The sequence below is a fragment of the Amycolatopsis sp. NBC_01480 genome (assembly GCF_036227205.1).
GTDB lineage: Bacteria > Actinomycetota > Actinomycetes > Mycobacteriales > Pseudonocardiaceae > Amycolatopsis.
The window spans coordinates 5500380-5525219 of sequence record NZ_CP109442.1; the positions used below are offsets into that span (position 1 = coordinate 5500380).

The following is a 24840-nucleotide window of genomic DNA, read 5'->3' on the forward strand; positions in this document are numbered from 1 at the left end:
CTTCCCTACAGCTGGGCCAGCACTCTCGCCGCGAGCACGGCGACCAGCGCGACCACCGCCGCGCCCGCCCCGAAGTCGAAGCGCCGCAACACTCCCCGCTCGACGGTGCGCAGTTCCGCGACCGCCGTGCGCGTGAGCACCAGCACGAGCAGCAGCCCGAACGCCGCCGCGGCGACCCAGTCCAGCCCGTGGATCATCGGACCCCCGCTTTAACGCTCGAGCGGACCAGCCGGGCGGGCACGCCGGCGTAGACGCCTGGCTCCGCGCAGTCCGCGGTCACCACCGCGCCGGCCGCGAGCACGACGTCGTCGGCGATCGTCACGCCCGGCAGGATCGTCACCCTGGCCCCGGTCCAGACCCGGTCGCCGATCCGCACGGCCAGGCCGACCGGGCGGCGCGAGATGCCGGCGGGGGTGGACTCGTGGTGCGAGGTGACCACCATCGTCTGCATGCCGAGCTGGCAGTCGCGGCCGATCGACACCTCGCCGACCAGCTCGAAGAAGCAGCCGGTGTTCACGAACGTCCTGGTGCCGACCGTCAGGTTCCGCGGCTGCCCGGCGATTTCGAGGCCGGGGAAGACATTCGGCGTGTGCACGGCCATGCCGCAGGCGCGGTAGATCAGCCACCGCAGCGGTCGGGGCACGAGGTTGCTGCCGGCCACCACGTTCAGCAGCGTCCGCCGGGTCAGCAGCGCGAACTCGATCCGCAGCTCCCGCACGACCCGCTTGGCCAGATCGCTCATCGGAGGCTCCCCGCGACTTCGGTGCCCGAGCGGATCCGCGCCAGCTCAGTGCTCAGCCGTCCGCGCAGCAGGTCCACCTCGCCCAGCAGCCGCGCTGACTCGGCCGGACGCCGCGCGGCCAGCTCGTCGACGTGCTCGCGCAGGATCTGCGCCGTGACCTCGTCGGTGCGGACGGACCGGTCCGCCGTCCCGATTGACGCGAGGAAGTCGGCGCACTTCGGCTGGTACTCCAGCCCGGCCATCGGCACCGCCGCGGCCGCGGCCAGCACCAGCGCGTGCAGCCGTTCGGCCACGAGCACGGTGCAGTCGCCGATCGCGGCGAAATAGTCGGGGACGGTGTACGCGGGCCGGATCTCGGTCCGTTCGCCGGCGACGGCCGCGAGGTGCAGCGCCTCCTCCGCGAACCGCTGGTCCTTCGGGTTGATTACCAGGAACCGCACGCTCCAGCCGTCGGCCGCGACCCCGCGCACGAGGTCGGCGACGGCGCGGACCACTCGGTCATGGTCGTGGCCCCACAGGTCGTCGCCGAAGCCGAGGTTGACGGCGAGCAGCTTGTCCCGCGGTGTGGCCGTCGTGGCCGGCTCGTGCAGCAGCGCCGGGTCACCCACCACTTCCGCATGCACGCCAACGGAATCGAGCAGGGCGGCCGAGCGCGGGCCGCGCACGGTGACCCGGTCGAACCGGCGGCAGAGCCCGGGCCAGCGGGCCAGCTCTCCCTTGGCGGAGAACGAGTTCTTGCCTCCGAATGCGGGATCCTCGACGCCGATGCCGATCAGGTGCCACGGGCGACGCCGGGCCAGCAGCAGCCCGGTGGCTTCCAGCAGCAGCCGCCAGTTGCGCCGTCCGACCACCGTGCCGCCGCCGACGAGCACGGCCCGGCCGCCCGAGCCGCGCAGGCCGCCGCCGAGGACCCGGCGCGCGAACTCCTTCGGGTCGTGCGGGACGTGCCACGGCTCGACGGCGGGCAGCTGCGGCAGCAACGCGTCGGCGATCGCGTCGTCACCGAGGTTTCCGTGGCCGGTCCAGCCGACGTAGAGCAAGCGCGAATCGTTCATCGGGAGCCTCCGGGTCGGTGGACGAGCAGGACCGAGCCGCCGTCCCGCAGCTGCTCGCGGTACTCGCCGGACGAAACGAGCTGGGCGCGCACGGTTTCGGTCCACCCGGCGGGCAGGCCCAGCAGGGTCACGCCGTAGTTGTCCTGGGCCTGGTTGACGATCACGAAATCGGGGCCGACCCGGCCGACGCAGGAGCCCTCGTCGGCACCCGGCACACAGGTGCGTTCGAGCGAACCTTGTTTGACCGCACCGACTTGCGCCCAGTTCAGCGGGGCGTACGCGGTGAGTGAGGAGATCCGCTGGCCGGGCCGCGCGAGCCGGTAGGCCTCGGCGACGACCGTCTGGTCGGACTTGCGGAAGGCGACGTAACCGTCGTTGCCGCCGCGCGCGCCGACCAGGAGCACGGCCGCCGCGCCGAGGACGACGACCAGCGCGATCGGGACGAGACGGCGTCCGCGGGTCGAGCGCAGCCACCGGTCGAGGCCGGCGCCGGCGAGCGTGCACAGCAGCGGAAGCGAGTACAAGTACGACCGCAGCAGCATTTCCCCGCCGTACGACTGCAAAGCGACGAGCCCGGCGGGCACCACCGCGACCACGGCGAGCACGATCGGGCGGCGGCCCTGCGGCGTCCGCAGGCCCCACCAGCCGGCGGCGGCCAGCAGGCCGATCAGCGCGGTCAGGCCGAACCGGAAGCCGAGCACCGTCAGCCGTCCCGGATCGCCGCCGACCCGCTCCTGCACGTTCTGCTGCACGGAGCCGGACAGGTCGCCGATCCCGCCGGTCAGCACCTGGAGGTGGCCCACCCAGTAGTCGCTCGCGCCGACCACCAGCCAGGTCAGCGGGGCGAGGATCGCGACGGCCAGCAGCCACGGCACCTTCAGCCGTCGCGTCACGGTCAGCACCGCGAGGATCGCGGCGAGCGCGAACGGCGTCACCTGGTGCGAGGGCGCGAGGGCGAGGATCAGCAGCACGAGCCCGGCGGACGCGAGGACGCGGCGCTTCGGGTCGGCGTCGCCGCACAGCCAGCGGAACACCACCGCCAGCGCGCCCAGGTACAGCAGGAAAGCCAGGCCCTGCGGGGAAAAGTAGTCCTGCTCGACCCAGTTGACGCAGAGGAACGCCCAGGCGGCCAGCCACGGCGCGCGGCCGCGGCCCAGCACCGCCGTGGCCACGGCGTGCACCCCGACGGCGGCCAGCCCGGTCAGCACGGGCGGTGCCCAGGCGAGCAACGCGGTGGTGCTGCTGATCCCGGCGAGCTTGGTCAGCCACGCGGCCGCGCCGAAGAAGGCGGGCCAGGAAAAGCGCGCGTCGAAGTTGTGCAGCACCGTGCCGTGCGTACCGATGTAGTCGGTCCAGCCGGCGTGCAGCCAGGCGACCGGGAGCCGCGCGACGGGCTCGGTCAGCGGGGGCAGGCCGTACATGCCCAGCACGGCCAGCAGCGCGGCGGTGGCCAGCAGCCAGGTGCGCGGCCGGTCCGAGCGCACTTCCAGGAGGAACGCCGCGGTCAGCACCACCAGCGCCACCAGCACGCCGGGCGGCAGCGCCCTGATCAGCCCGAACGAGCCGAGCGCGCTGGGGTCGACCGGCTTGAGGAACAGCACCTGCAGCACCACGGCGACAACGCACAACGCCGGGGTGAGCCAGCCGCGCCGGCTCGCCGCGGGCGCTGGCGTCTCGGTGGGCCTCGTCAGCACCAGGCTCATCGGCTCACCCCGCGCAGCCGCCGGACCAGCGAGGGCACGACCAGCGCGCCGACCAGGACCTGGGCCAGCACGAACCCGAGCGCCGGGCCCGGCAGGTGCAGCCCGGCAGGCACCAGCAGCACCCCGCCCACGACCAGCGCGGTGCCGGACAGCTGGATCCGCGCCGCGCCCATCCCGTCGCCGTCCATCAGCCGGACCGCCACGCCGAGCGCGACGACCGTCCGGGCCACCAGCCCGGCGAGCAGGATGCGCAACGCGATACTCCCTTCTTCGGCGTAACCCGGGCCGAACAGCCCGAGCAGCAGCGGCGCCAGCGCGATGCCGGCGACCGCGCCCGATCCCACGAGCAGCCCCAGCCGCTTGCCGACGGCGCGCAGGATCGCGGGGCGCGCCTCCGGGTCGCCGGAGCCGCGCAGGACCATCGAGTTCACGAACCCGTTGATCGCGTAGTCGGTCGCGGTGAGCCCGTTCCACACCACGAAGAACACCGCGCCGCTCGCGGGTCCGAAGCGGGCGGTCACGATCAGCGGCACGACGTTGTAGAGCACCGTCGTGCCGATCGTGGCCAGGTAGGTCGGGCCGAGGAACGACACCACGGTGCGGCGGTCCGGCAGGTCCGCCGGGACCGGCTCGGCGCGTTTCCGGCGGGCCAGCAGCGTGATCAGCACGCCCGCGATCGCCGCGCAGACGACGGTCGGCGCGGCCCAGGAGGCCAGCACCCCGACCGCGCCCAGCGCCGCGCCGAGCACCGGCAGCACCGCGACCCGGACCAGCCCGAAGGCGCCGTTGAACAGCGGCACCCACCAGACCCGGCCGAGCCCGGCGAGCACGTAGTCCTGCAGCTGGAACAGCGCCCAGCACACGCTGGCCACCACTAACAGCAGCGCCAGCATCCCGGGTGCGGCGGCCCGTCCGACCGGCAGCAGCACGAAAACCACTCCGCCGACTGCCGCGGCCGCGCCGACCAGCAGGTAGCCGCGCCCGACCAGCCAGCCGGTCCGCCCGCCCGCGCCGGGCAGCCAGCGCAGCAGCCCGAGTCCGACGTTGAGCTGCGCGATCCCGGCGATCAGCACGAATCCGGAGACGAAGCTGGCCGCGCGGCCGACGGCCTCCTGCGGCAGCGTGCCCGCGGCCACCACCCAGCAGACCAGCCCGGCCACGCCGGTGATCACCGCGCTCAGCGACAGCGCCATGCCTGCTCCGAGCGCGTGCCGTTCGCTGCCCGAGCGCGCGGGCGCGGCTGTCGTCATGCGTGACCTCCGACCGTGCGCCGGGCCGTGACCAGGTGGAATCCGAGCAGCACCGCGCACACCACGAGCGCGAACACCGAAGCGAGCGCCGGGCGCCACGTGGTCAGGAGCATCAGCTGCGCGCCGAGCAGGTCGATCGCGACGCTGACGGCGATGACCAGCGCCCAGGTGAGCGAGGACGTGCTTGGCCTGAAGAAGGCGATCACGGACCAGCCCGGGACGAGGAACAGGAACAGCAGTGTGACGATCACGCGTGCCGGGCCTTGCAGGTCCAGCACGGCGAACGCCGCGGTCACCGCGGTCACGGCCAGCAGCGCGGCGGTGACGGCGGTGCTGACCTTGGCCGTCACCTGGTCCGCTCCCGCAGCAGCGCCAGCGGGCCGGACAGCGTGCCGCGGACCTGGGCGGCCACCAGGCGTCGGGGGAAGCCGGGGGACGGTTCGCCGGAGCCGGTGCTGTCTGGGCTGGCTGTGCTGTTTGCGGGACGGCGGCCGAGCAGCACCGGGAGCCCGCGCGGCACCGCCGCCATCAGCTCGCGGAGGCCGCCACGTCGTCGCGCGTGCAGCAGGTACAGCGCGGCCAGGCCGGTGCCGTAACCGCGCAATTGGCGCAGCAGCTGGGCTTCGGTCGCCCGGTGCTCGTGCCGCACCACGGCGTGCGGGGTGTAGACGATCCGCCCGCCTTCGCGGACCAGCCGCAGGTACAGGTCGAGGTCCTCACCGGAGTGCGTGCGCCGGCCGGGGCCGAGCCGTTCGTCGAACCCGCCCAGTTCCAGGAACGCTTCGCGGGACCACGCCATGTTGTTGCCCGAGCCGAACCGGCCGGGCGACAGCAGGTTCCGCGGATCCTCGGTGAACGCTTGCCGCTGGTAGCCCTTGCCGAAACCGCCGAACGCCTCGAACCACACCTGCGCCGGCGTGTCCAGGCAGAGCGGCGCGACCAGGCCGGTCACACAGGAGGTGCCGGGCTGGGCGAGTTCGGCGACCAGCTCGGCCGGCCAGCCCGCGTCGACCACCGTGTCGTCGTCGGTGAAGGCCAGCACCTCGCCGGTCGCCTCGCGGGCGCCGAGGTTGCGGGCCCGGCTCGCGCTGGGCACCGGCTCGTGCAGGCAGCGCACGCGTTCGTCGGACGCGGCGAGCGCGAGCAGCTCTTCCCTTGGCCCGTCGGGAATGTTGTCCACGACCAGCACCTCGAGGTCGGGGTAACCGGCCGCCAGCACACTCGCCACGCACCGGCGTACGTCCGAGGGCTTGCCCGCGGTGGCGATCACCACGCTCACCCGCGGCTGTGTGGAAGGCCGTGGTGGCCGGTCCCGCGCCTGCTCGGCCAGCTTGGCGGCGAGCACGCCGACCTCGTCGCTGCGGCGGGCGGCGCCGAGCACGATGCCGCCGGACCGGACGAGCACGTCCGCCTCGCCGTCCCAGGTGGCTTCGCCGTCCTCGATGTCCACTGTGTACGCCGGGATCGAGTCGGTCTCCGGGGCCGGCTTGCGGGCCAGGCCGCGCAGGTAGCCGGCGCCGGCCGCCGCGGTCGACACGAAAACCCCGCCCGCGCCCGCGGGATTGCCCGCGCGCAGCTCGCGCAGCACCGCCTTCGGCAGCACCGAACGCAGGTACGAGCGCTCCGTCGACAACGCGTCCTGCGCGCCGACGAGCCGTGAGACGGCCGCTTTGGACAGTCCCTCGGCCCAGCTGCGCTGCCGGACGTAACGCCGTCGCGTGCGGTCCGCGGACACGCGGTGCCGGACTGTCGCGTCCGGCTGCAGGATCACCTTGACGCCCGGAACCCGTTGCCGCAGCCGGATGCAGAGCTCGGTCTCCTCGCAGCCCAGCGGCAGCTCCGCCGTCCGTCCCACGCTCTCGGCGAACCCGCCGAGGCGCTCCAGGTGCTCGCGGCGGAACGACATCGCGCAGCCCATGATGTTGCGCACCTCGGCCGTCTCGACCGGCTGCCCGGTGTAGGCGCAGCCGACGATCCAGTACAGCTCCGGGGGCAGCCACGGCGGCGCGGAGCCGTCCGGCCAGGCTGGGATGGCCCGTCCGCCGACCGCGCCGACGTCGGGATCCTGGTACGGGGCCAGCATTTCCTCGAGCCAGCCCGGGTCGGCCGCCGCGTCGTCGTCCAGGAACGCGACGATTTCCCCTTTGGCTGCAAGGTATCCCGTGTTACGGGCACCCGAAAGGCCGGCCGTGCGGTCGTTGCCGATCACCCGGACCGAGTCGCTCGTGAACGCTTCGGTCGCCCGTTGCAGCAGTGCGGGATTGTGGTCGGCCACCACGATCAGCTCGTCCGGCACCACCGTCTGCTCGGCCACCGAAGTGACCGAGGCGACCAGGTCGTCCCAGCGATCCTCGGTATAGCAGCAAATCACCACGGAGACTTCGGTCATGACTCCACCACGGTGTCCGGACCGGGCAGCGCGCGCTCACGCTGCCGTCGCCCGGCCCGCCAGGAACGGCTGTACTCGCGCAGGATCACGCGCAGCACCCGGATCCCGTCGCGGAAGGTGTCCAGGTTGCTCGTGCCGAACATCCGGTCACGCTCGAAGCTGGGCACCTCGCGGATCTTCAGCCCGGCCAGCGCGATGCGGCAGTTGATCAGCGTCTCGACCTCGAACCCGTCGCCCCACTGCCGGCCCGATTCGCGGCCCAGCTCGGTCGGCGGTAACCCGAAGGTCGGGATGATGTCAGACCAGAACGCGTTGTAGCCGTAGCAGAGGTCGGTGAACCTGGTGCGCAGCAACAGGTTCGTGAAGCCGTTCAACAGCGCGTTGCCGGCTTTGCGGAGCAGGGTGATGTCATCGCTGCCGCCGCCGGAGGTGAACCGGCTGCCCTTGGCGAAGTCCGCGCCGGCCACCAGGGTCTTGGCGAAGAACGGGATCTCCTCGGGCGCCGCGGAACCGTCGGCGTCGAACATCACCACGACGTCGCCGGTCACCCGCGCGAACCCGCAGGCGAGCGCGTTTCCTTTGCCACCACGGGTTTGCGTGACCACCTCGATGTCGGGCAGGCATCGTTTCGCGACTTCGACCGAGTCGTCCACCGAGCGGCCGTCGACCAGGATCACCTGGTGGACCGCGGGCAGGCTCGGCAGCACCACCTCGAGGTTCCTCGCCTCGTTGAGCACGGGTATGACCAGGGAAATACGGGGGTCGGGGGAGCGCATAGCCACCTTTCACAGGTGTCGGAGCCGCATCGCCGGGTTCTGGGGCGGCGGCGCTGGCATCGGAAACGGTCGAAACGGGTGGCGGCGGTGGTCGCGGAGTCCGAAACCTCATGCAGACACGACGAATCGCCTGGTGTGCACGGAATGACCGGGTGCCAGGCGATCGCGTGGCCGGACCGGTCGTCGGTCCGATCGGCTACACTGGCGGTCGGTTGGGTGAGCACAGTCATGCGGCAAGGAGCGGGCGCGGCTAATGACCGACGAGCACATCTGTGTGTGTGGGCACAGCGAATCGGCTCATCGCCATTTCCGGTCCGGCAGTGATTGCGGCAGCTGTGGCGCGCAGCGGTGTTCCCGCTTCAGGCGGGACAAGCGCGCGGAGTCCGGAAGCCGGGTGGAAAGCCTTCCGGAGCCGGAGAACGGCCGGCGGTGACCTGATCAGGCGAGGCGCGGTCTTCGAGCTCCTCTGCCGGCTCCCATGGATCCCTCTGGGCTACGCGTGACCGGGGGGCGGGGGTCTGTGTGACACATAAACAGTCCGAACGGTTGTCGGGTGATCTTTTGTCAACTCTGCGTGAGGCCGAGAATCACAGGTCACCCGGAGGTTGTCAATGACTCAAACCGCCATTACCCGACGATGGTCTAAACCTTCTGGCGAGGGGCTTGCCACGGGCGGAGTGGATCATCCATACTTTGTTGTTGACCACAACGAAATGACCTAACCTACTGGTCAGTCGCTAGTTCGGCCGGTTCCACGGGGCCGGGCCGGGGGTGAGCCGGGGCCGCGGCCGGGCCCCGGGCGGCGAGGGTGCAGGGTTCTTTGTACTCCCCTCGCGCGCGGAGCCTTAACCAGTGTTTCCCGGCGTTTTAACATGATCGTCCACGATTCGGCTCGGCGTGCGGCGCGGACGATGGTGCGGTTCTGGGCTTGCTCGCTGTGGTCGTCCCGGGGCAGGAAGTGACGACCCGCACACGGTCGAGTGGGTGCTGATCGTCGTGTGCGGTTGGCATGGGACACTGGATCTGCTATGAGTGCCCTCCCTCTTGTCTTCGACGCGCCCAAGCGCGGCCTGCCGCCGCGCCACCTCGCCGACCTCTCGTCCGCCGAGCGTGCCGAGGCCGTGGTCGCGCTCGGTGAGAAACCGTTCCGCGCCAAGCAGTTGTCGAACCACTACTTCTCGCGCCTGACCGTCGACCCGGCCGAGATGACGGACATCCCGGCCGCCTCGCGCGAGCACCTGGTCGCCGACCTGATGCCGACGCTGCTGACGGAGGTCCGGGCCCTGGCCGCGGACGACGGCGCCACCCGCAAGACCCTCTGGCGCGCGCACGACGGCACGCTGCTCGAGAGCGTGCTCATGCGCTACCCGGACCGGGCCACGCTGTGCATCTCGAGCCAGGCCGGCTGCGGCATGGCCTGCCCCTTCTGCGCGACGGGCCAGGGCGGCCTCGACCGCAACCTCTCGACGGCCGAGATCGTGGACCAGGTCCGCTCCGCCGCCGCCGTGATGCGCGACGGCGCCATGCCGGGCGGTCCCGGTCGCCTGTCGAACATCGTGTTCATGGGCATGGGTGACCCAATCCCTACCGTTTGACAACGTTCTGACCTGCACGGACACGGGTCCCATGGTCAATGTGATCTTCGCTGAGCGCATTAGCCGCGACCGCGGCAACACCGAGTCGATCGAAGCTCAGGATGCAAAGCTGGAAGCTCGCCGAGCGGCTGAGGCGAAGGTTCGTGAGATCACCGTCGTCGGTAAGGCCGTCGACCGCTCGGTCTCTGGTGACGTTGACTTCTTCGACCGTCCGGACTTGCGGAAGTGGCTGACGGACGAGGTTCGCGAACAGTGGGACGAGCTCTGGGTGACGAACCAGGACCGCTTGTCGCGAAACGACATGCACTTCCTGGCCTTCGTCTTCAAGATCCTCGAGTGGGGCAAGTCAATCGTCATCCTCGACGACCCGACCTTGGACTTGCGGACCCCTGAAGGTCGCTTGATCGCTCACGCGAAGGCGCTCGGGCCTGCGAAAGAACTCGCGCGGATCAAAGACCGCGTCAAGGACAGCCATGAACGTCGTCGGTATACCGAGGCGTGGCCTGGTGGTGTGCCGACCTATGGCTACACCACGGTGCCCAAGCTGCTCCCCGCCGGCGATGAGGGCAAGCTGGTCAGCAGGAAGGTTCGTGTCTTAGACGAGTACGAGACCACTGTGCTGCACGAGATGCGCAGGTGGATGGTCGACGAGGAGAATCCGCACACCATCAAGCAGGTGTGCGTTCGACTGGATAAGCGGGGCGAGCTGACCAACCGCGATCGCTGGCGGAAGTTCGTTCTCGGGCAGGAGCCGCGAGGTGAGAAGTGGTCTCCCTCCAGTGTGAAGCAGGTTCTCACGTCGCTGTCGCTCCTCGGGTGCAAGCTACACGGCTTGAAGCCGTTGTACGCGCCCGATGGCGGTCTGCTTGTCACCGCGGAGCCTGTGTTCGCAAAGGAAGAGTGGGACACACTTCAAGCCGCCATAAAGAAGCGTGAGCGAGAGCCGTATCGGGTCTTCGGTACCTCGCCGCTGCTCGGAGTTCCGTTCTGCGCCAAGTGTGATGCCTCGGCGACGCACGTCGTTATGACCCGGGTAAGCGGTAAGGGTGATATCAAGACGGAGAAGGTCTACCGGTACTACAGGTGTACGAATCAGCGCCAGGAAAAGCCTTGTCCGGGTGTGAGCATGCGAGCCGATGAGGTGGAGCAACTTGTCGAGCAGACCTTTCTCGAGCAGGTCGGATCAGTCGAGGTTGTCAAGCGAAGCTGGGTGGTCGGGGAAGATCACACCGAAGAGTTGGCGAGTGTTCGTGCGGCGATCAATCGGCTCGAGAACGAGCGAGACACGTCGGCCTCGTGGGATGATGAGGATGAATATTCTTACCGGGAACGCAAAGCGAAGCTTGTTGAGCGACGAAACGTTCTGAAGCAAAAGCCGCAGCGTGAGTCAGGGTATGTGTACGAGGGAAGCGGTGTCACGTATGCGCAAGCATGGGTTGACGCTGATCAGAGTAAGAAGCGGCGCCTGCTGGTCGAAGCTGGAGTTCGATTTGAGATCACAAACATGACCGAGTGGGAGATCAAGATTCCCGATGACATCAAGGGACGCCTCGTCGCTGCTGGATGACATCGGCTCATGACCGCGGTATCTAATGACCGGCACTGAGCGGCGATGGCTGCGTCACCGTGCGCAAGTTAATCGTTCGATCGCGATAGCATCCGAGAGAACGAGCAAGACGGCGAACCCGTTCTTCCAGTCCTCTGTCGAGATCGAAGAACGGCGTAGTCTCCTAAGGTCTGCGAGAGTGCCGATCTCAACTCCGCGGACTGTCTGATTTCTGGTGCTCAGCCGGGTAAACCGAGCTTCCGCCTGTCGGTTGGTTTGTCCGGTTACCACGGAGGTACCGATCTCCTTTGCTACGGTTAGCGCGTGGTTGCCTGGTATCCACGCGTAGGGTGAGTTGACCTCGATGTTGTCGGCGACGCAGAGGTCGTCCGAGAGCTTGGTGATTGTCGGAACCGGGGGGTGCTCGGCTAAGTCATCCATGGAAACTCCTTGTCTGCTGACGGGGGAGATGGCGGCGCGCCGGCCGTTGATCAGGAGCGGTCCCTGGTGGCACTCGGCGAGAGGCTCGAGGAAGTCGCGCCGGGCAAGGTTGCACTCCTCGGGCGTCAAGGGGGCCGAGCAGTGAAGTGTTGCAAGCGTTTCGCGTGCGAACATGGGACCTGTCTGGATGACGAGGTCCGGTCGCTGATATGCGATGGCAGCAAGAGTCAATTTGATAAGCCGCTTTGAATGAAACGGGATGTGCAACGAAGGGATCAAAGCGATAACGTTCGCCTTGTGAATTTCTGGAGTCCAGGCAGCGCCTGAAACTTCCAGGTGTGGACAGGGAATTTTCGACGACATGGTCCCTCCCGTTGTGATAGCTCGCCGGGAGGGCATTGAGTAGTTGGTTGTATCCGCAGGGTTGTCCCGCGCCAAGAAGACATGTCACGAACGTCGCTCGGCGGCCGGTGCCCTCTGAACGCGGTCAGGATTCGTCGATCCTGTCGCTTAGTTGTCGGGGTGCGCAGGACGGGGTGTGAGCGTTTGATGATCGACCGGCAGGCTGCACGACCTGACGCGTCGATGAGGGCAAGCGCAAGGGGCAAAGGTGAAGCGTCGCTTAGCGCCACGTCTCCAAGTGTTCTTCGATGCAGACACGCAGTCTCCACATGTGTTGACGTGGGAGGGCATCAGTCGGGATCGTTCACGAAGATCCTTTCCCCAGGATGCACTGCAAAGCCGTTTTCGGCAACAAGGCGCACAAAGACAGGCGCCTACGTCGGGTTAAAGGCGCGCGTCGTGAAGTCGACGTCAGCGGCCTCTGGGCGCTGCACTGCTGGCGACTGCGTTCGCTGCAGACGATTCGACGCTATGACACCCGCTTTAGGAGAGTGGACGACGGTAGGGTCTGTGGCCTCTACCTGCGACTATAGCCTCGGCGCCGACCTCATGACCCTCACAATCCGCGTCGTTAGCCGGCAGTTCGGGTCACGAACGGGGTCACGAAAATTCGCTCGCAGACTCGGGCGTGTCGCCCCGAGATCGTACCTTTGGAACGAGGGTGAGACCTCGGGTCTGGGTTCCGCCCAGTGCGCGGCTTGGCGCTTCGTCCGCGCCGAGCAGCGCGCGGACGATGTCGTCCCGCTGCCAGGGCGAGAGGATCAACGGGCGGCAGGCCCAGGGTCTTTGGCGCAGACGCCGATTTCGTGGCAGAAACGCGACCGCGTGGTCGGCGCGGGGTTCGCAGAAGTGGTCGCCGCGTTGGTGGCAAGTGCTGCCATCGAAAGTGCGCCTGCACTCCAGCAACCCTGGCGTGTCCGGGTTCGGGGTTCGACGCGTGCGGGTCTTCGGGGTGCCGGAGCGTGTTCGCCGGGGATGCAGTGGCCGGCGGGCCAGGATGAGGAGATGCCTCGCATCCTTCGAGGTGTCGGCATCGGACACCTCGGCCTTGATCGACACCCGGTCCGATGAGATCAGGCGGAAGTGGGAGGCGTACGTCGAGAACGGTCGCTCCGCCTCCGCCTGCGCGACCAGCACGGGTTCTTAATCAACCCTGACCACCCGGCTCCAGCAGCGCTGACCCGTCGCCAACTGTGTCGCCGAGCAGTACCGGGCCAGCGCCTCGCACGACACCAGGAACGCGTCGCTGTCCCGGGCCGTCTGGACGCCATGCGACTCCAGCCCGGGTGTCAGCCGGGTCCAGATCTCGCGAGCCTGCTCCGACGGCCGGTCCGAGCAAACGATCTTGGCGGCCGGTGGGATCGGCTCGGCGTCGTTGATCCGGTCTTTGCGATCGCTATGCAGGGTCTGCAGATTAGTGGTCTTAGCGACAGGACTGCGTTTCCCCATACGAATCACCGCCGTATCGAAGACGGATTCGACCATCGGCGCTACTATTTCTCCATGAGAACACCAAGAGGGGGAGCCAATGAGCCTGACGGCTCAACAATAGCCACTGAGGAACTGGTTCGACTGACGCGATGGATACCCTTCTCTGAGTATTTCGCCAAGAAGTGGGTGGAGTCATACTTCTTTCAAGGGCGAGAAGTTGAGGTACTCCTATCGTGTGGCCTGACTCTAGATGAGGTGGCCGAGGTCTATCTTCGCTGTTCAGCCTATCACTTGTATCGCGTTTTGGCTGTATTAATTTCATCTACTATAACCCTACTTGTGCCGGATGCCTTTCCTTCGGACGGATCTTTTGTTCAGGAGGTTATCCGCAGCCTAGTTCAAGTGACAACCACTTACATGATTGTCTTGATTCTTACGCTGGGATACCTTCGCATAGTTCGCGTTCAAGCTTCGCCATTTGCGACAACCTTTCAGATTTTTCGATGCCTGGTGTCCCTTCGTGAACTTCAGATTATCCGTGCCGAAGGTGTACCGCGTGATATCGGCCCAAGGCGAGCGTGGCGGGTGCGCAGGTCCTACAACGTTAGAGCACTTCGACGCATCCAGTTCGATGGACGACTCATCACAAGGAGCACGCACTTGATGGCAGGTTACCGCTTGTCGACGCCCTGGCCGCGAGGCGAGGTCGTGGAACGGAAGCTTGCGTGGCTCCTGGTGGATTTCGACGATCCTCGTCGACTTTCTCATGTTGTAGATGCCCTTTCTGACGCTCTCCGGCACACAATAGGTCCGCGCCCCGATATGGCACCCTCCCTGTCATTAGCGCCATTTGGGCAGGTGCCGCCTGCTTCAGTTCGTACAACTGCACGCGGGCGAGTACGGAGCTTGGTCCAGAACGCCGCCCTGCTCGGTGGGATCGCACTTGCGAACGCGGCAATCACGCTACTTGCGAAGATCCTCTAGTGTTCTGAGCTGTTAGTTTGTGGGTAGTTGTAGGGTGTGGCGATGCCGAGGCCGAAGGTTGACCCGGTTGTGCTCTCCGACGTGGAACGGTCGCTGTTGGCCAGGTGGGTGCGTCGCCTTAAGACTGCGCAGGCCTTGGTGTTACAGTCACGGATTGCCGTTGCACCTAACACTGCAACGGCAGCACTGACACGACTCCGCGGCTCGACCCGACCGACCCGGCCCGCGATCAACTCCACCACCGCATCCAACGACGCGACTCACCCCACAAGATCCACTACACGGTGATCATCACCGCCAGACGGGCACCAGCCTCTCGCGACACGCCGAAGTGCCGTTGCGGCACTGAGTGTGTCGGTGGTGCCAGCCATACTTGAACTCGAGTGCAGCGCACGTCTAGTGACCGTCGCTCTTCCGCGGCATCTACGGCCTGGGAGGAACCCACCTGGGGTGCATCTCTTGGTCCATTAAGCAGTGGAGGAGAAGTGGCGATAGAGCCAGCAGTTGAGGTGGAGCGAGAGGAGTACCTGCTCGCGCAGGTCCGCGAGGCGTTCGGCCGGGTGGTCTACAGCCACAAGACCCACGAGAAGCAAGCGGACATCTGCTTCGGGCGGTACCGGTGGCAGCAGGGTGTGCTGGTCGCCTTCACGGCTGTCAGCACCGGCACGTTCCTCGCGTCCGTGCTCGGCACGCTGGGCAACCAGGTCCTGACGAGCCTCGCGACCTCGTTCATCGCCCTCGTCGTCAGCGCGCTGAGCCTCGCCTCCAAGAGCTTCAAGTTTAGCGAGGAGTCTGAGGCCCACCGCAAAATCGCCTCGCGGCTGTGGGACGTACGCGAGTCGTACCTGTCGCTGATCGCCGACCTGATGTCCGGCGCAACGGTGCCTGCGGATGCTCGTGCGCGCCGAGACGAGCTCCAGGAGGCCACGCGTGCGGCTTACGCCGACGCGCCGCGGACCACGTCCAAGGCTTACGGCCGGGCGCAGGACGGGCTCAAGCACAACGAGGAGCTGACCTTCACCTCCCGCGAGATCGACCTGTTCCTCCCCGAGGCGCTCCGTCTCAATGAAGGTGAGGCGGGACGTTGAGGGTGGACGAGATCTTTGACGCCCTGCTCGAGAAGCTGAAGGTCGGCGACGCCAGCACCACCATCGCCGCACGCCGCGCCGAGATCACGAAGGCGTTGAACAAGGACTTCCGGTCGGCCGAGGGCTCCACGGCGAATCGGCTCATGGTCGGCTTCTACGGCCGGCACACTGCGATCCGCGGCGTCTCAGACCTGGACATGATCTACATCCTCCCGGCCAGCCTCCGCTCGAGCTACAGCAGCAAGACCGGACCGCGGAGGATGCTCACCCGTGTTCGGGACGATCTGACCGCGCGGTACCCGAACACCGACATACGCGTCGACCAGTGCGTCGTGCGTGTGCAGTTCACAAGCAACAAGTTCAAGTTCGAGGTGCAGCCGGCATTCGAGAACAGCGATGGCAGCTTCGACTACCCTGACACGAAGGCCAAGGGCTGGAAGGTCACTAAGCCGCGCAAGGAGATTGCTGCGACAAAGGACTGCAACGGCCGTACATCGACGAACATGCGCCACCTCGCTCGGATGGCTCGGGCGTGGAAGGACACGAACGGCGTGGCGATGGGTGGCCTGCTCATCGACACGCTCGTCGACCGGTTCTTCTCGGCGACGTCCGGGTATGACGACAAGGGGAGCCTCTGGTTCGACTTCATGGTGAGGGACTTCTTCGAGTTCCTCATGAACGAGCCGGACAAGGACTACTACCTTGCGCTGGGCAGCAACCAGCGGGTGAACGTGAAGAAGCGGTTCCAGCCGAAGGCGAAGAAGGCGTACAACCGCTGCATCGAAGCCATCGCCAACGGGGGCAAGGCTTCCGCGAACAAGAAATGGCGCGAGGTGTTCGGGTCGGCGGTTCCGCTGGAGGTCACCGAGTCCGCCCGGTCGTTCAAGGACACCGAGGAGTTCATCGAGAGCCGGTACCCCGTCGACATCAGCGAGTCGCTCGCGATCGACTGCAAGGTCACGCAGAACGGATGGCGAACGGCGTCACTCCGGGAGATGCTCAACAACAAGACCTTGCTGCTCCCGAACAAGGCGCTCGACTTCACCCTGACCGAGTGCAGCGTCTCGTACCCGTATGACGTGAAGTGGAAGGTGCTGAACCGCGGAGACGAGGCCGAGCGTCGGAACAACATCCGCGGGGAGATCATCTCGTCCAACCGTGTCGGCAACGCTCGACACGAGCGAACCAGCTTCCGTGGCGAGCACGTCGTCGAGTGCTACATCATCAAGGACGGGATCGTGGTCGCACGGGACGTCATCGACGTGCCGATCAGCACCAACGCCTCTTAGGGCGACCTGACGCCGACGCCGCTAACTCCAGGCCCGCACCAGCCGCTACCGACGGCGCGGCCACCAAACGCCATGACCTGAACTGCCGTAGCAGTACTAATACTCCAGCAGGTGCGCCCAGTGATCAGGAGGTGACTGTCCAGCGGTCATGACGTGATCTGAAGCTCGTTGTCGCCTGCCGGTGTGAGTCCGGTCCGGGTAGCTGTCAGGAGGCCCGGTAGCAGGCTGGCGGCTCGGTCTGGAAACGGGTCGGGTCGGAGCCCAGCGTCAAAAGCCCCGTTGGGGGAAGCGACTGAGCGGTCCGTAGCGGGAGCGAAGCCTGCCGCGTCGTTAGATATTGAGGGAGAGCCGAGCCGGGCGGTTCACGGTGAAGGCCATGGAAGCGGTGAAGACCCTGAAGGTGCAGCCGCGAAGGACTCCTCGGCGTAAGAGGGCGCGGAACGTTCAGAAGGTGACAGCGGGAACTGGGGAGACCCTCCCCGGCCGAAGCGCGCTGCGAGTGGTGCGGACAGGTCCGTCCTATAACCGGTGTGGAGCCGGGAAGTGGACTGGATGCCGGGAGGGAGTCGGAGGCGGTCGTAGTACCGATCGAGCCGAGCGGACAACATAACCGCCGGTGAGGGAAGGGCCGCTGCTTCGTTCGTGCGCAGTGTCTGGAAGGAGGGGTCCGGTGAGTGCCGGTCAGGCTAGTTCCGCCGCAGTGGGGTCCATCAGAGACCCGGTCCGTGCCTTGCAGCATGTGCTTTACCGGTCGGCCAAGGCTGATCCGGGACGACGGTTCCACGCGCTGCGGGACAAGGTCTATCGCAGAGACGTCCTGTGGCGGGCGTGGGTCGCGGTGCGCCGCAATGACGGCGCTCCGGGCATCGATGGGACCACTCTGGCCGATGTCGAGGAGTACGGCATTGATCGACTCTTGGACGAAGTGGCCGAGGACCTGAGGAAGGGGCGGTGGCGGCCGTTGCCGGCCCGGCGGGTGCTGATTCCCAAGCCCGGGACGGGTGAACGTCGTCCGCTGTCGATTCCTTCGGTCCGGGACCGTGTCGTGCAGGCCGCGTTGAAGATCGTGCTCGAGCCGATCTTCGAGGCCGATTTTCTGCCGTGCAGCTTCGGGTTCCGCCCGAGACGGTCGGCGCACGATGCCCTGCAGGTGCTCATTGACGAGTCGTGGCAGGGCAAGCGGTGGTTGGTCGAGACGGACATCGCTGAGTGCTTTTCGGCGATTCCGCATGAGAAGTTGATGCAAGTGATCGAGGAACGCGTCAGCGACCAGGGTGTCTTGAAGCTGCTGCGCGTGATGCTGCGCGCGGGAGTGATGGAGGACGGGGTGGTGCGCCGTGAGGCGTCCGGAACCCCGCAGGGTGGTCCGGCATCACCGTTGCTGTGTAACGCATATCTGCACCGGTTGGACCGGGCATGGGATGCGGGCGAGCACGGTGTGCTGGTGCGCTACTGCGATGACCTGGTGGTGATGTGCCAGTCACGGGAGCAGGCCGAGGCCGCGTTGTCGCGGTTGACGGTCTTGCTGGGCGAGCTGGGGTTGGAACCCAAGGCCGCCAAGACCCGCATTGTGCATCTGGTCGAGGGGGGACAGGGGCTGGACTTCCTGGGCTTCCACAATCGGCTGGTGCGCGGGCGGACTCCCCGGTCGGCGCATCTGATCTTCCTCGCTCGCTGGCCCGCACGTAAGGCGGTCCAGCATGCCCGGGATCGGATCCGGTCCATCACGGCCCGGCCCCGGCTGCTGGTGCCGGTCGAGCAGATCGTGGATGAACTGAACGTGTTCCTCCGCGGCTGGGCGGGATATTTCCGTTACGGGAACTCCGCTTTGGTGCTCGGCCAGATCAGGAACTATGCCCTGACCCGGCTCGCGTTGTGGTTGTCCAAACGGGGCAACCGCCGCCGGGCGTGGGGATGGGGCATGACCCAGGTTCTGTTGTCTCCGAACCATATGGGTCTGATCAGCCTCGATGGGATCGTCGTCCCGCCCAGGCCCTTCCGGGCCTGGAAACGCTGAATGCCGCCGGTGAAGAACGTCGGTAAGCCGTGTGCGGGAGAACCGCATGCACGGTTTGACGGGCGGGAGCTGGAAACGGAGCGGACTGGCAACGGACACGAAGAAGAACGACCCGGCGGGAAACCCTCGGGCACCAACGGCTTCGTGACCTACCGCCAGACCCCGCCACCGCGCCAGCTCCCGACCCTCCCACTTCGTTAGGTTGGGTGGCGTCGTCGGTAGTGGCTGGTTTTGGCGCGGTATTGGTGGCGTCGGCGCCAGCGCGACCAGGCCCAGACATGAGCCTGGACGGGAAGTCGGTTCAGGTGTGCCAGGAGACGGCGGATTTCGGCGAGGGTGAGTGGCATGAGGCCGCTGCCAAGGCTTTTGGGGTGATTGCAGCGGCGACGGCGAGGTAGGTGTGAGCCAGCATGGCCAGAGTAACGTGTCGATACCAGGCGTCGTACCGGCGGACCTGGTAGTGGTCGAGACCGACTTCGTTTTTGGCGGTCTGAAAGCACTCCTCGATGGCCCAGCGGGCTCCCGCGACGCGAACGAGCTCGGCGTCGTCGGTGCCCTCCGGGCCGCAGCAGAGATAGTAGGCGAGCTCGGGTTCCTTGTCGGCAGCGGTGATCTGACGTCGGATGAGCAGCCATCGGGTCCAGCCGGGCGGGGTGTGTTCGCCGGCGGGCAGCGACGCCACCGCCCAGTCGTAGAGTCGTGGTCCCTTCGCGCCGTCGCCGGCCGAGCGTCGTTTCCAGGCTTGTTCCGGGGCGTGCTCGGCGGCGTGGTCGGCGCGAGCGGAACCGGCAACAGCCGGGATGGTCTGGCTGCGAGGAACCGCGACTACATAACCGATCCCGTGCTGCTCCAGCCACGCCCGGAACTTCGAGTCCTGGCCGTAGGCCTCGTCAGCCGCCACCCAGGATGCGGGAACGCCAGCATCGAGTGCTCGGGCGAGCATGGTCGTGGCCAGCACCGCTTTCGTGGCGAATTCGACCTTGTCAGCAACGGCGGCGTCGCGACACCGGGGACGATCGGCAATCCAGGACTTCGGAAGATACAGCTCACGGTCGATCAGCGTCCTGCCCCGCCCGGAGGCATAGGCCAGGAACACACCCAGCTGGCAGTTCTCGACCCGCCCGGCCGTGCCGGAATACTGCCGCTGCACACCCGCGGACTTGCTGCCCTTCTTCAGAAACCCGGTTTCGTCAACGATCAACACACCATCCCGCTCGCCCAGGTGTCGCGCCGCATAGGCCCGGACATCATCGCGGACACCGTCGGCGTCCCAGCTGGCCGCGTTCAGCAGCCGCTGCATCCCATCCGGCGTCGCGTCGCCGGCCACCTCGGCCAGCGTCCACCCGTTCTTGCCCGCCAGCGGCGCCAGCAGCCCTCGCACATACGCCCGCGCACGCCGACGCGGTTCAGCCCGTAAGAACCGGCCAGCCACCAGCGCAAACAAGTCATCCAAGCCGGCCGCCCACGCCTCAACACTTCGTCCACGATCACAAGACCGGCAGGCTACACCTACCGATAACGAAGTGCGGCTGGAGTACTAGTCGACGAGTTTGCCGGCGTAGCCGGAGTCGGCCCAGACCAGCCGGAGCTGGGGAAACAGGTGCGCAAGGCCCAGGGCAGGGTCGGGCGCTGTGACGGTCCTGCACGCCGGCGGCGGTGACCAGCACTGCCAGTAGCAGCTGGTTCGGTCACCTTTGCTCGTGCCGGAAGCCCTTCCTCATGTCCGCTCGACACGCCGCACACGAGCAGGATCGTCGACTTTCGCCAGGCCCACCGCTGGCCGGTCCGATGAGCCGGTTGACCCGCCCAGGCTGTGCTATCGCGTGGCCGGTCAGGATGCACAGGTGCTCGTACTCGGCCGGCGACAAGGCCAGCGCACCGGCCATCGACTTCGACACCCGGAGCGACGGACGGCTTCGGCCTTGCTCGAGGCGTCTGATGTAGTCCGTCGACATGTCGCTCAACTCGGCCAGCTCTTCGCGTCTCAGGCCAGGGGTGCGGCGCACACCCTCCCCGCCGCTGGAATCGACGTCTGCGGGTGGGATGCGGCCACGCCACTCGCGAAGCAACGTGCCGAACTGGCGAAGCTCGTTCACGAGGTCGATCATACCGACGAGATCATCCGTGCCCCTCGCCTGCGTTCGACCTTGAACCGGCCGAGGCCGCCTTGCCGCGTCACGGATGCAGGATTCTCATCCCGTTTCGATCAAGCGGAAGCGAAGAGATCGCCGTCGCCGTCTTCGGCCTGCCGCGCGACCTCGATCATGCGGTCGATCTTGCCGTCTTCGATCCGCGCGAACAGGTGGGATTCGAAAGTGGCGGCCTGTCCTCCGTCCTGGACCATCGTGAACAGGTAGCGTCCCGCGAACCCTGTCGCTGTCGCGGACTGCTCCAGGACCTGCAGCTCGCCTCCACCGGTGACCATCCGGCGCATTTCGCGCACGTGCGGGATGTACTGGTCGCGGTCGTACACCCGTCCGTTGATGCGCTGAACGAAACCAGGTGTGACCAGCCGGTCGAGAGTCTTTTCCAGGGGCTCGTCATTTTCATTTCCGTAGAGCAGTTCGGTCAACGCAGCGGGAAGGTCGAATGCTTCGGTCATCAGAGACTTTTCTCTTCTTTCGTGGACTTTGGCCGGGCTTGACAGTGCAAGCAGGCGGCCACCCGCGAGCGTCGCGCCGGCTCGACGCCATGATACCTGGAGTGATCACCGCGCAGCCAGTGCCTACGTGTACCCCCAGGTATCTGTTGGTCAACGGAGCCGAGCGTCATTCTCTGGATCCCTGCCATGACTATCAGAGGTCCCAGGCAGCCCGGATCGCTGCCGCCTCACGTTCGGCCTGGCGCCTGCCGATGTGAAAAGCCCGGCCCGCGGTCTCCGGATCCATCATCTTCACCGGCGCCTCAAGATCACCGAAGTCCGGGTCGACGGCCACCAGCCGCGTTTTTTCACGCAACTGGGCCACGTCGGCGTCCGCCTTGATCGTCGAAGCTGACCGATCACCGCCGGCCGCGTCACCCGGGGCCTCGAGCGGCAGGCAGGACACAACCACGACAACGTCGCTCGGAGGCGCCGCCGAGGCATTCAGGTGATCGACGATTCCGCCGTCCATGTAGCGGTTCCCGTTGATCGTGACAGCAGGAAACAGCATCGGCACGACACAGCTGGCCGCGACCGCGTGCAGCAGCGGCACACCGGATTCTTCACCCCACACGACAAGCTCGCCGGTGCCGGTATCGATCGCCGTACAACGAAATCCAGCAGGCCACGCGACACCGTCGAGCGTTCCGAGCAGGCCGAGGTAGTCGTCTTCGGTGAGCGCGGTCGACGCTTCCCGCGCCGCAGAACCGATCGCCCGCAACGCTTGCCGCTGGTCAGCGGCGAAGACAGCTTGACGCGACACGTCCAGGAAGCTCTGCGAGCCCGCCCCCAAGCTGCCGAAATCGAGCTTCTTCCCCACCTCCGCCAAGACGGCGAGCGCGTCGGTGACGTCACGGCCGCAGGCCAGCATCGCACCGACCAGGGATCCCGCCGACGTACCCACGATCGCCGGCGCTTCCGCCAAGTCGACGCCGGCCTCACGCAGCCCGCCGAGCAGACCCGTCTGCCAAGCGACGCCGACGCTTCCGCCGCCGCCGAGAACGACCGCGCGGGCGGGTGAACCATCTCCTCGAAGAGTCATTGCTGTTCCTTCCGTGATGTGATGTCGATACCGAAAAGGGAGCAGGCGTTGCCCGCGGTGAACTTGCCGCGGTCTTCGTCAGTCGGGAACTCGATCAGGCCTGCACCTTCGCCGCTTCGGCCGGTTCGAGGAAGCTCGCCCCGCGGACCTCGCCGGCGGAGTCCAGCAGCGGGGTCGCGACGGGCGCGTCGAACTCGACCGACGTCCCCAGCCGGTCGGCCGGCTCGCCGGTGAACCGCGGTCATGTCTCGCCAGGCGATGCAGCACCGATACCGGTAGATGACCCCCTTCAACCATCGAGCGGGCATCGGAGAACGGTCGGCTCTGTTGCCGGTGCGGACCGGAAGCAGGTCCTCGATCAAGACCCACCGATCGTCTGAGAGCAAGTGAAACCGCGACGCGACCTGCAACATCCCAGCAATCAGTTGGAACCTTTGTCAGACACGGCCGAGCCCGGTTCCAGTACGGTGAACGGGGCAATCCACACCGGCCGCGACGCTGCGATCACCTGCGCCACACCAACGTCGACTACCGGCCCGGCTCGACCGACGCGTCCCAAGCGGCCCGGAGCGCTGCCGCTTCGCGTTCTGCTTGGCGCTTGCCGATGTGGAGAGCCTGGGCGGCGATCTTCGGGTCCAGCATGTTCACCGGCGCCTCGAGGTCGCTGAAGTCGGGCGCCACGGCGACCAGCCGGGTGTTTTCACGCAACTGCGCCACTTCGGCGTCCGCCCTGATATCCGAAGCGGTCCGAGTGCTGTCGAATACGCCACCGGGAGAACCGAGGGGATGGCAGGACACGATCACGACAAGGTCGCTTGGCGGAGCCACCGTGGCGTTCAGGTGGTTGAGGAGGCCCCCGTCCATGTAACGGACTCCGTTTATGGTCACGGGCGGGAACAGCATCGGGACGACGCAACTGGCAGCGACCGCGGGCAGCAGTGGCACACCGGATTTCTCGTCCCACACGACGAATTCGCCGGTATCGGTGTTGACCGCCGTGCAGCGAAACCCGGCGGGCCAGACGACACCGTCGAGTGTACCGAGCAGGCCGAGGTAGTCGGCTTCGGTGAGCGCGGTCGTTGCCCGCTGTACTGCGGCACCGATCGCTCGGAGCGCTTGCTGCGGGTCGGCCGCGAGGGCGGCTTGGCGCGATGCGTTCCGAAAGCCTTCCGAACCCGCCGTCATGGTGTCGACGTCGACCTTCTGCCCGACTGCCGCGAGGATGGCCAGGGGGTCGGTGACGTCGCGACCGCTGGCCAGCAACGCGCCGACAAGGGCTCCGGCGGATGTTCCGACGATCGACGAGGCTGCCGACAAGTCGATACCGGCTTCACGCAGCCCGGCGAGCAGACCCGTCTGCCAAGCGACACCAACGGTGCCGCCACCGCCCAGAACGACACTGCGGGTGGGTGAGCCATTTCGCTGAGAAGTCATTGCCGTTGTCCTTTTCTATGTCGTTCAGAGGTTGATACCGAAGAGGGAGCAGGCGTTGCCCGCGGTGAACTTGGCGCGGTCTTCGTCGGTCGGGAACTCGGTGAGGAACTTCTCGATGTCCGCCTTGACCGGCCGCTGGAAGGGATAGTCGGTCGAGAACAACAGCCGGTCGGGCGTCGTGACCTCCAGGACATGACGCAGCAGCGCGGGATCGAACATTCCGGAACTGGTGACGTGGATGTTGGAGCGGACGTAGTCCGACACCTTCCGGTCCAGCCCCGCGATGCTCGAGAGACTGTCGGCGCGGTCAGTCCAGAACAACAACAGTTCGCCCCAGTGACCGAGCACCAGCTGCAGGTCGGGGTGGCGATCGAAGGTGCCGCGGACGATCAGGCGCAACGCGGCGAGCGCGGCCTCCAGGTGCCACCCCCAGCCGAACGTCGCCAAGGCCAGATCGGTCACCGGGTCGAAGCCGCTGTAGACGGCGTCGCGGACCGTGCGCGTGGGAATCTGCGGGTGGATGAAGATCGGCTGCCGCAGGGCCGCGGCGGTGGCGAACAGGTGGTCGTAGCGCGGGTCGTCAAGGGGCGTCTCGCCGGTCCGCCCGTAGACCATCGCTCCGACGAACCCGAGCCCGGCCGCGCGTTCGAGCTCCGCGACGGCGGCTGCCGGGTCTGCCATTGGCAGGGTGGAGAAGGCCCGCAGCCGCGTGGGGTGCCGGCCGACGGCCTCGGCGGCGATGTCGTTGGCCCGCCTGCTCAGCGTTCGTGCGTCCGCCGGCTCCAGCGGCTGTGTCCCGGGTGGCGCCAGCGAGAGGATCTGCAGGTCGACGCCCTGGGCGTCCATCGCCGCGATCCGGGCGTCGCCGATGTCGTGGAGGCGCTCGAGGTTGTCGCCCAGCCCGTCGAGCATGACGCTCGGGTCACCGCGGTCTTCCGGGAGTGCCTGCACCGCCGAGGTGAGCTCGGGCAGGTTCCAGTGTTCTTCGATCGCGATGAGTGCCACGCCAGGTCCC

Annotated in this window: 20 protein-coding genes and 2 pseudogenes; 5 read left to right on the forward strand and 17 right to left on the reverse strand. The window is 67.0% G+C overall.

The genetic code is table 11. The features are described 5' to 3' along the window. Positions 1-5 precede the first annotated feature (5 nt). From OG371_RS26315 to OG371_RS26350, 8 genes are read right to left on the reverse strand one after another with little or no spacing between them, the layout of a single operon-like run. Positions 6-197, reverse strand: coding sequence for a hypothetical protein (locus OG371_RS26315; protein WP_329057836.1), 192 nt, complete (start codon positions 195-197; stop codon positions 6-8). Beyond that, on the reverse strand, positions 194-742 hold the full coding sequence (locus OG371_RS26320; protein ID WP_329057837.1) for an acyltransferase: 549 nt from the start codon (positions 740-742) through the stop codon (positions 194-196). The genes OG371_RS26315 and OG371_RS26320 overlap by 4 nt, the downstream gene beginning before the upstream one ends. Further along, entirely contained in the window at positions 739-1797 is a 1059-nt protein-coding gene (locus OG371_RS26325; protein WP_329057838.1) for a polysaccharide pyruvyl transferase family protein, read from the reverse strand. The genes OG371_RS26320 and OG371_RS26325 overlap by 4 nt, the downstream gene beginning before the upstream one ends. Beyond that, positions 1794-3500, reverse strand: coding sequence for a hypothetical protein (locus OG371_RS26330; protein WP_329057840.1), 1707 nt, complete (start codon positions 3498-3500; stop codon positions 1794-1796). The genes OG371_RS26325 and OG371_RS26330 overlap by 4 nt, the downstream gene beginning before the upstream one ends. Continuing rightward, the gene (locus tag OG371_RS26335; protein ID WP_329057842.1) at positions 3497-4750 is read right to left on the reverse strand and encodes a hypothetical protein; all 1254 of its coding nucleotides are present in this window, start codon (positions 4748-4750) and stop codon (positions 3497-3499) included. The genes OG371_RS26330 and OG371_RS26335 overlap by 4 nt, the downstream gene beginning before the upstream one ends. Next, positions 4747-5100: a hypothetical protein gene (locus OG371_RS26340; RefSeq protein ID WP_329057844.1), complete on the reverse strand. Its 354-nt coding sequence runs from the start codon at positions 5098-5100 to the stop codon at positions 4747-4749. Before OG371_RS26340 ends, OG371_RS26335 begins: the two co-directional genes overlap by 4 nt. Continuing rightward, positions 5097-7139 carry a glycosyltransferase family 2 protein gene (locus tag OG371_RS26345; protein WP_329057846.1) on the reverse strand — a complete coding sequence of 681 codons (2043 nt, stop codon included), beginning with the start codon at positions 7137-7139 and terminating at the stop codon, positions 5097-5099. Before OG371_RS26345 ends, OG371_RS26340 begins: the two co-directional genes overlap by 4 nt. After that, the gene (locus tag OG371_RS26350) at positions 7136-7915 is read right to left on the reverse strand and encodes a glycosyltransferase family 2 protein (protein WP_329057847.1); all 780 of its coding nucleotides are present in this window, start codon (positions 7913-7915) and stop codon (positions 7136-7138) included. Before OG371_RS26350 ends, OG371_RS26345 begins: the two co-directional genes overlap by 4 nt. A gap of 1028 nt (positions 7916-8943) precedes the next feature. Here OG371_RS26350 and OG371_RS26355 point away from each other — a divergent pair. Beyond that, positions 8944-9498 (forward strand): annotated as a pseudogene (locus OG371_RS26355) (23S rRNA (adenine(2503)-C(2))-methyltransferase RlmN); the annotation flags it as partial. A 43-nt stretch (positions 9499-9541) separates the two neighbouring features. Next, entirely contained in the window at positions 9542-11077 is a 1536-nt protein-coding gene (locus OG371_RS26360) for a recombinase family protein (RefSeq protein WP_329057848.1), read from the forward strand. 54 nt (positions 11078-11131) lie between these two features. Here OG371_RS26360 and OG371_RS26365 read toward each other — a convergent pair whose 3' ends face one another. The 3 genes from OG371_RS26365 to OG371_RS26375 all read right to left on the reverse strand — a co-directional run bounded on the left by OG371_RS26365 (position 11132) and on the right by OG371_RS26375 (position 13384). Continuing rightward, on the reverse strand, positions 11132-11860 hold the full coding sequence (locus OG371_RS26365; protein ID WP_329057849.1) for a hypothetical protein: 729 nt from the start codon (positions 11858-11860) through the stop codon (positions 11132-11134). Positions 11861-12499: 639 nt separating this feature from the next. Then, entirely contained in the window at positions 12500-13036 is a 537-nt protein-coding gene (locus OG371_RS26370; RefSeq protein WP_329057850.1) for a hypothetical protein, read from the reverse strand. A 6-nt stretch (positions 13037-13042) separates the two neighbouring features. Continuing rightward, on the reverse strand, positions 13043-13384 hold the full coding sequence (locus OG371_RS26375) for a hypothetical protein (protein WP_329057852.1): 342 nt from the start codon (positions 13382-13384) through the stop codon (positions 13043-13045). A gap of 1439 nt (positions 13385-14823) precedes the next feature. Here OG371_RS26375 and OG371_RS26380 point away from each other — a divergent pair. From OG371_RS26380 to ltrA, 3 genes are all read left to right on the forward strand, one after another. Next, entirely contained in the window at positions 14824-15402 is a 579-nt protein-coding gene (locus OG371_RS26380) for an SLATT domain-containing protein (RefSeq protein ID WP_329057855.1), read from the forward strand. Between the two features lie 2 nt (positions 15403-15404). Then, entirely contained in the window at positions 15405-16691 is a 1287-nt protein-coding gene (locus tag OG371_RS26385) for a nucleotide-binding domain-containing protein (RefSeq protein WP_329073270.1), read from the forward strand. Positions 16692-17361: 670 nt separating this feature from the next. Further along, positions 17362-18708: a group II intron reverse transcriptase/maturase gene (gene ltrA / locus OG371_RS26390; protein ID WP_329057857.1), complete on the forward strand. Its 1347-nt coding sequence runs from the start codon at positions 17362-17364 to the stop codon at positions 18706-18708. Positions 18709-18905: 197 nt separating this feature from the next. Here ltrA and OG371_RS26395 read toward each other — a convergent pair. From OG371_RS26395 to OG371_RS26420, 6 genes and pseudogenes are all read right to left on the reverse strand, one after another. Then, positions 18906-20161: pseudogene (locus tag OG371_RS26395) on the reverse strand (IS701 family transposase). Positions 20162-20396: 235 nt separating this feature from the next. Then, complete coding sequence (locus OG371_RS26400) at positions 20397-20816, reverse strand: helix-turn-helix domain-containing protein (protein ID WP_329057858.1); 420 nt, start codon at positions 20814-20816, stop codon at positions 20397-20399. A gap of 98 nt (positions 20817-20914) precedes the next feature. Then, a complete protein-coding gene (locus OG371_RS26405) occupies positions 20915-21310 on the reverse strand; it encodes a hypothetical protein (RefSeq protein ID WP_329057861.1) in 396 nt (131 codons plus the stop codon). Positions 21311-21503: 193 nt separating this feature from the next. Continuing rightward, positions 21504-22391, reverse strand: a complete 888-nt coding sequence (locus OG371_RS26410) for a patatin-like phospholipase family protein (RefSeq protein ID WP_329057863.1) — start codon at positions 22389-22391, stop codon at positions 21504-21506. Between the two features lie 528 nt (positions 22392-22919). Further along, complete coding sequence (locus tag OG371_RS26415; protein ID WP_329057864.1) at positions 22920-23825, reverse strand: patatin-like phospholipase family protein; 906 nt, start codon at positions 23823-23825, stop codon at positions 22920-22922. 24 nt (positions 23826-23849) lie between these two features. Then, a complete protein-coding gene (locus OG371_RS26420) occupies positions 23850-24830 on the reverse strand; it encodes an amidohydrolase family protein (protein ID WP_329057866.1) in 981 nt (326 codons plus the stop codon). Positions 24831-24840: the final 10 nt, after the last annotated feature.

Bases quoted from the DNA above. Each gene is read 5' to 3' on its own strand.
- OG371_RS26400 (WP_329057858.1), bottom strand. From the start codon at position 20,816: ATGATCGACCTCGTGAACGAGCTTCGCCAGTTCGGCACGTTGCTTCGC.
- OG371_RS26320 (WP_329057837.1), bottom strand. From the start codon at position 742: ATGAGCGATCTGGCCAAGCGGGTCGTGCGGGAGCTGCGGATCGAGTTC.
- OG371_RS26410 (WP_329057863.1), bottom strand. From the start codon at position 22,391: ATGACTCTTCGAGGAGATGGTTCACCCGCCCGCGCGGTCGTTCTCGGC.
- OG371_RS26360 (WP_329057848.1), top strand. From the start codon at position 9,542: ATGGTCAATGTGATCTTCGCTGAGCGCATTAGCCGCGACCGCGGCAAC.
- OG371_RS26325 (WP_329057838.1), bottom strand. From the start codon at position 1,797: ATGAACGATTCGCGCTTGCTCTACGTCGGCTGGACCGGCCACGGAAAC.
- OG371_RS26375 (WP_329057852.1), bottom strand. From the start codon at position 13,384: ATGGTCGAATCCGTCTTCGATACGGCGGTGATTCGTATGGGGAAACGC.
- OG371_RS26330 (WP_329057840.1), bottom strand. From the start codon at position 3,500: ATGAGCCTGGTGCTGACGAGGCCCACCGAGACGCCAGCGCCCGCGGCG.
- OG371_RS26365 (WP_329057849.1), bottom strand. From the start codon at position 11,860: ATGTCGTCGAAAATTCCCTGTCCACACCTGGAAGTTTCAGGCGCTGCC.
- OG371_RS26405 (WP_329057861.1), bottom strand. From the start codon at position 21,310: ATGACCGAAGCATTCGACCTTCCCGCTGCGTTGACCGAACTGCTCTAC.
- OG371_RS26350 (WP_329057847.1), bottom strand. From the start codon at position 7,915: ATGCGCTCCCCCGACCCCCGTATTTCCCTGGTCATACCCGTGCTCAAC.
- OG371_RS26335 (WP_329057842.1), bottom strand. From the start codon at position 4,750: ATGACGACAGCCGCGCCCGCGCGCTCGGGCAGCGAACGGCACGCGCTC.
- OG371_RS26315 (WP_329057836.1), bottom strand. From the start codon at position 197: ATGATCCACGGGCTGGACTGGGTCGCCGCGGCGGCGTTCGGGCTGCTG.
- OG371_RS26345 (WP_329057846.1), bottom strand. From the start codon at position 7,139: ATGACCGAAGTCTCCGTGGTGATTTGCTGCTATACCGAGGATCGCTGG.
- OG371_RS26415 (WP_329057864.1), bottom strand. From the start codon at position 23,825: ATGACTTCTCAGCGAAATGGCTCACCCACCCGCAGTGTCGTTCTGGGC.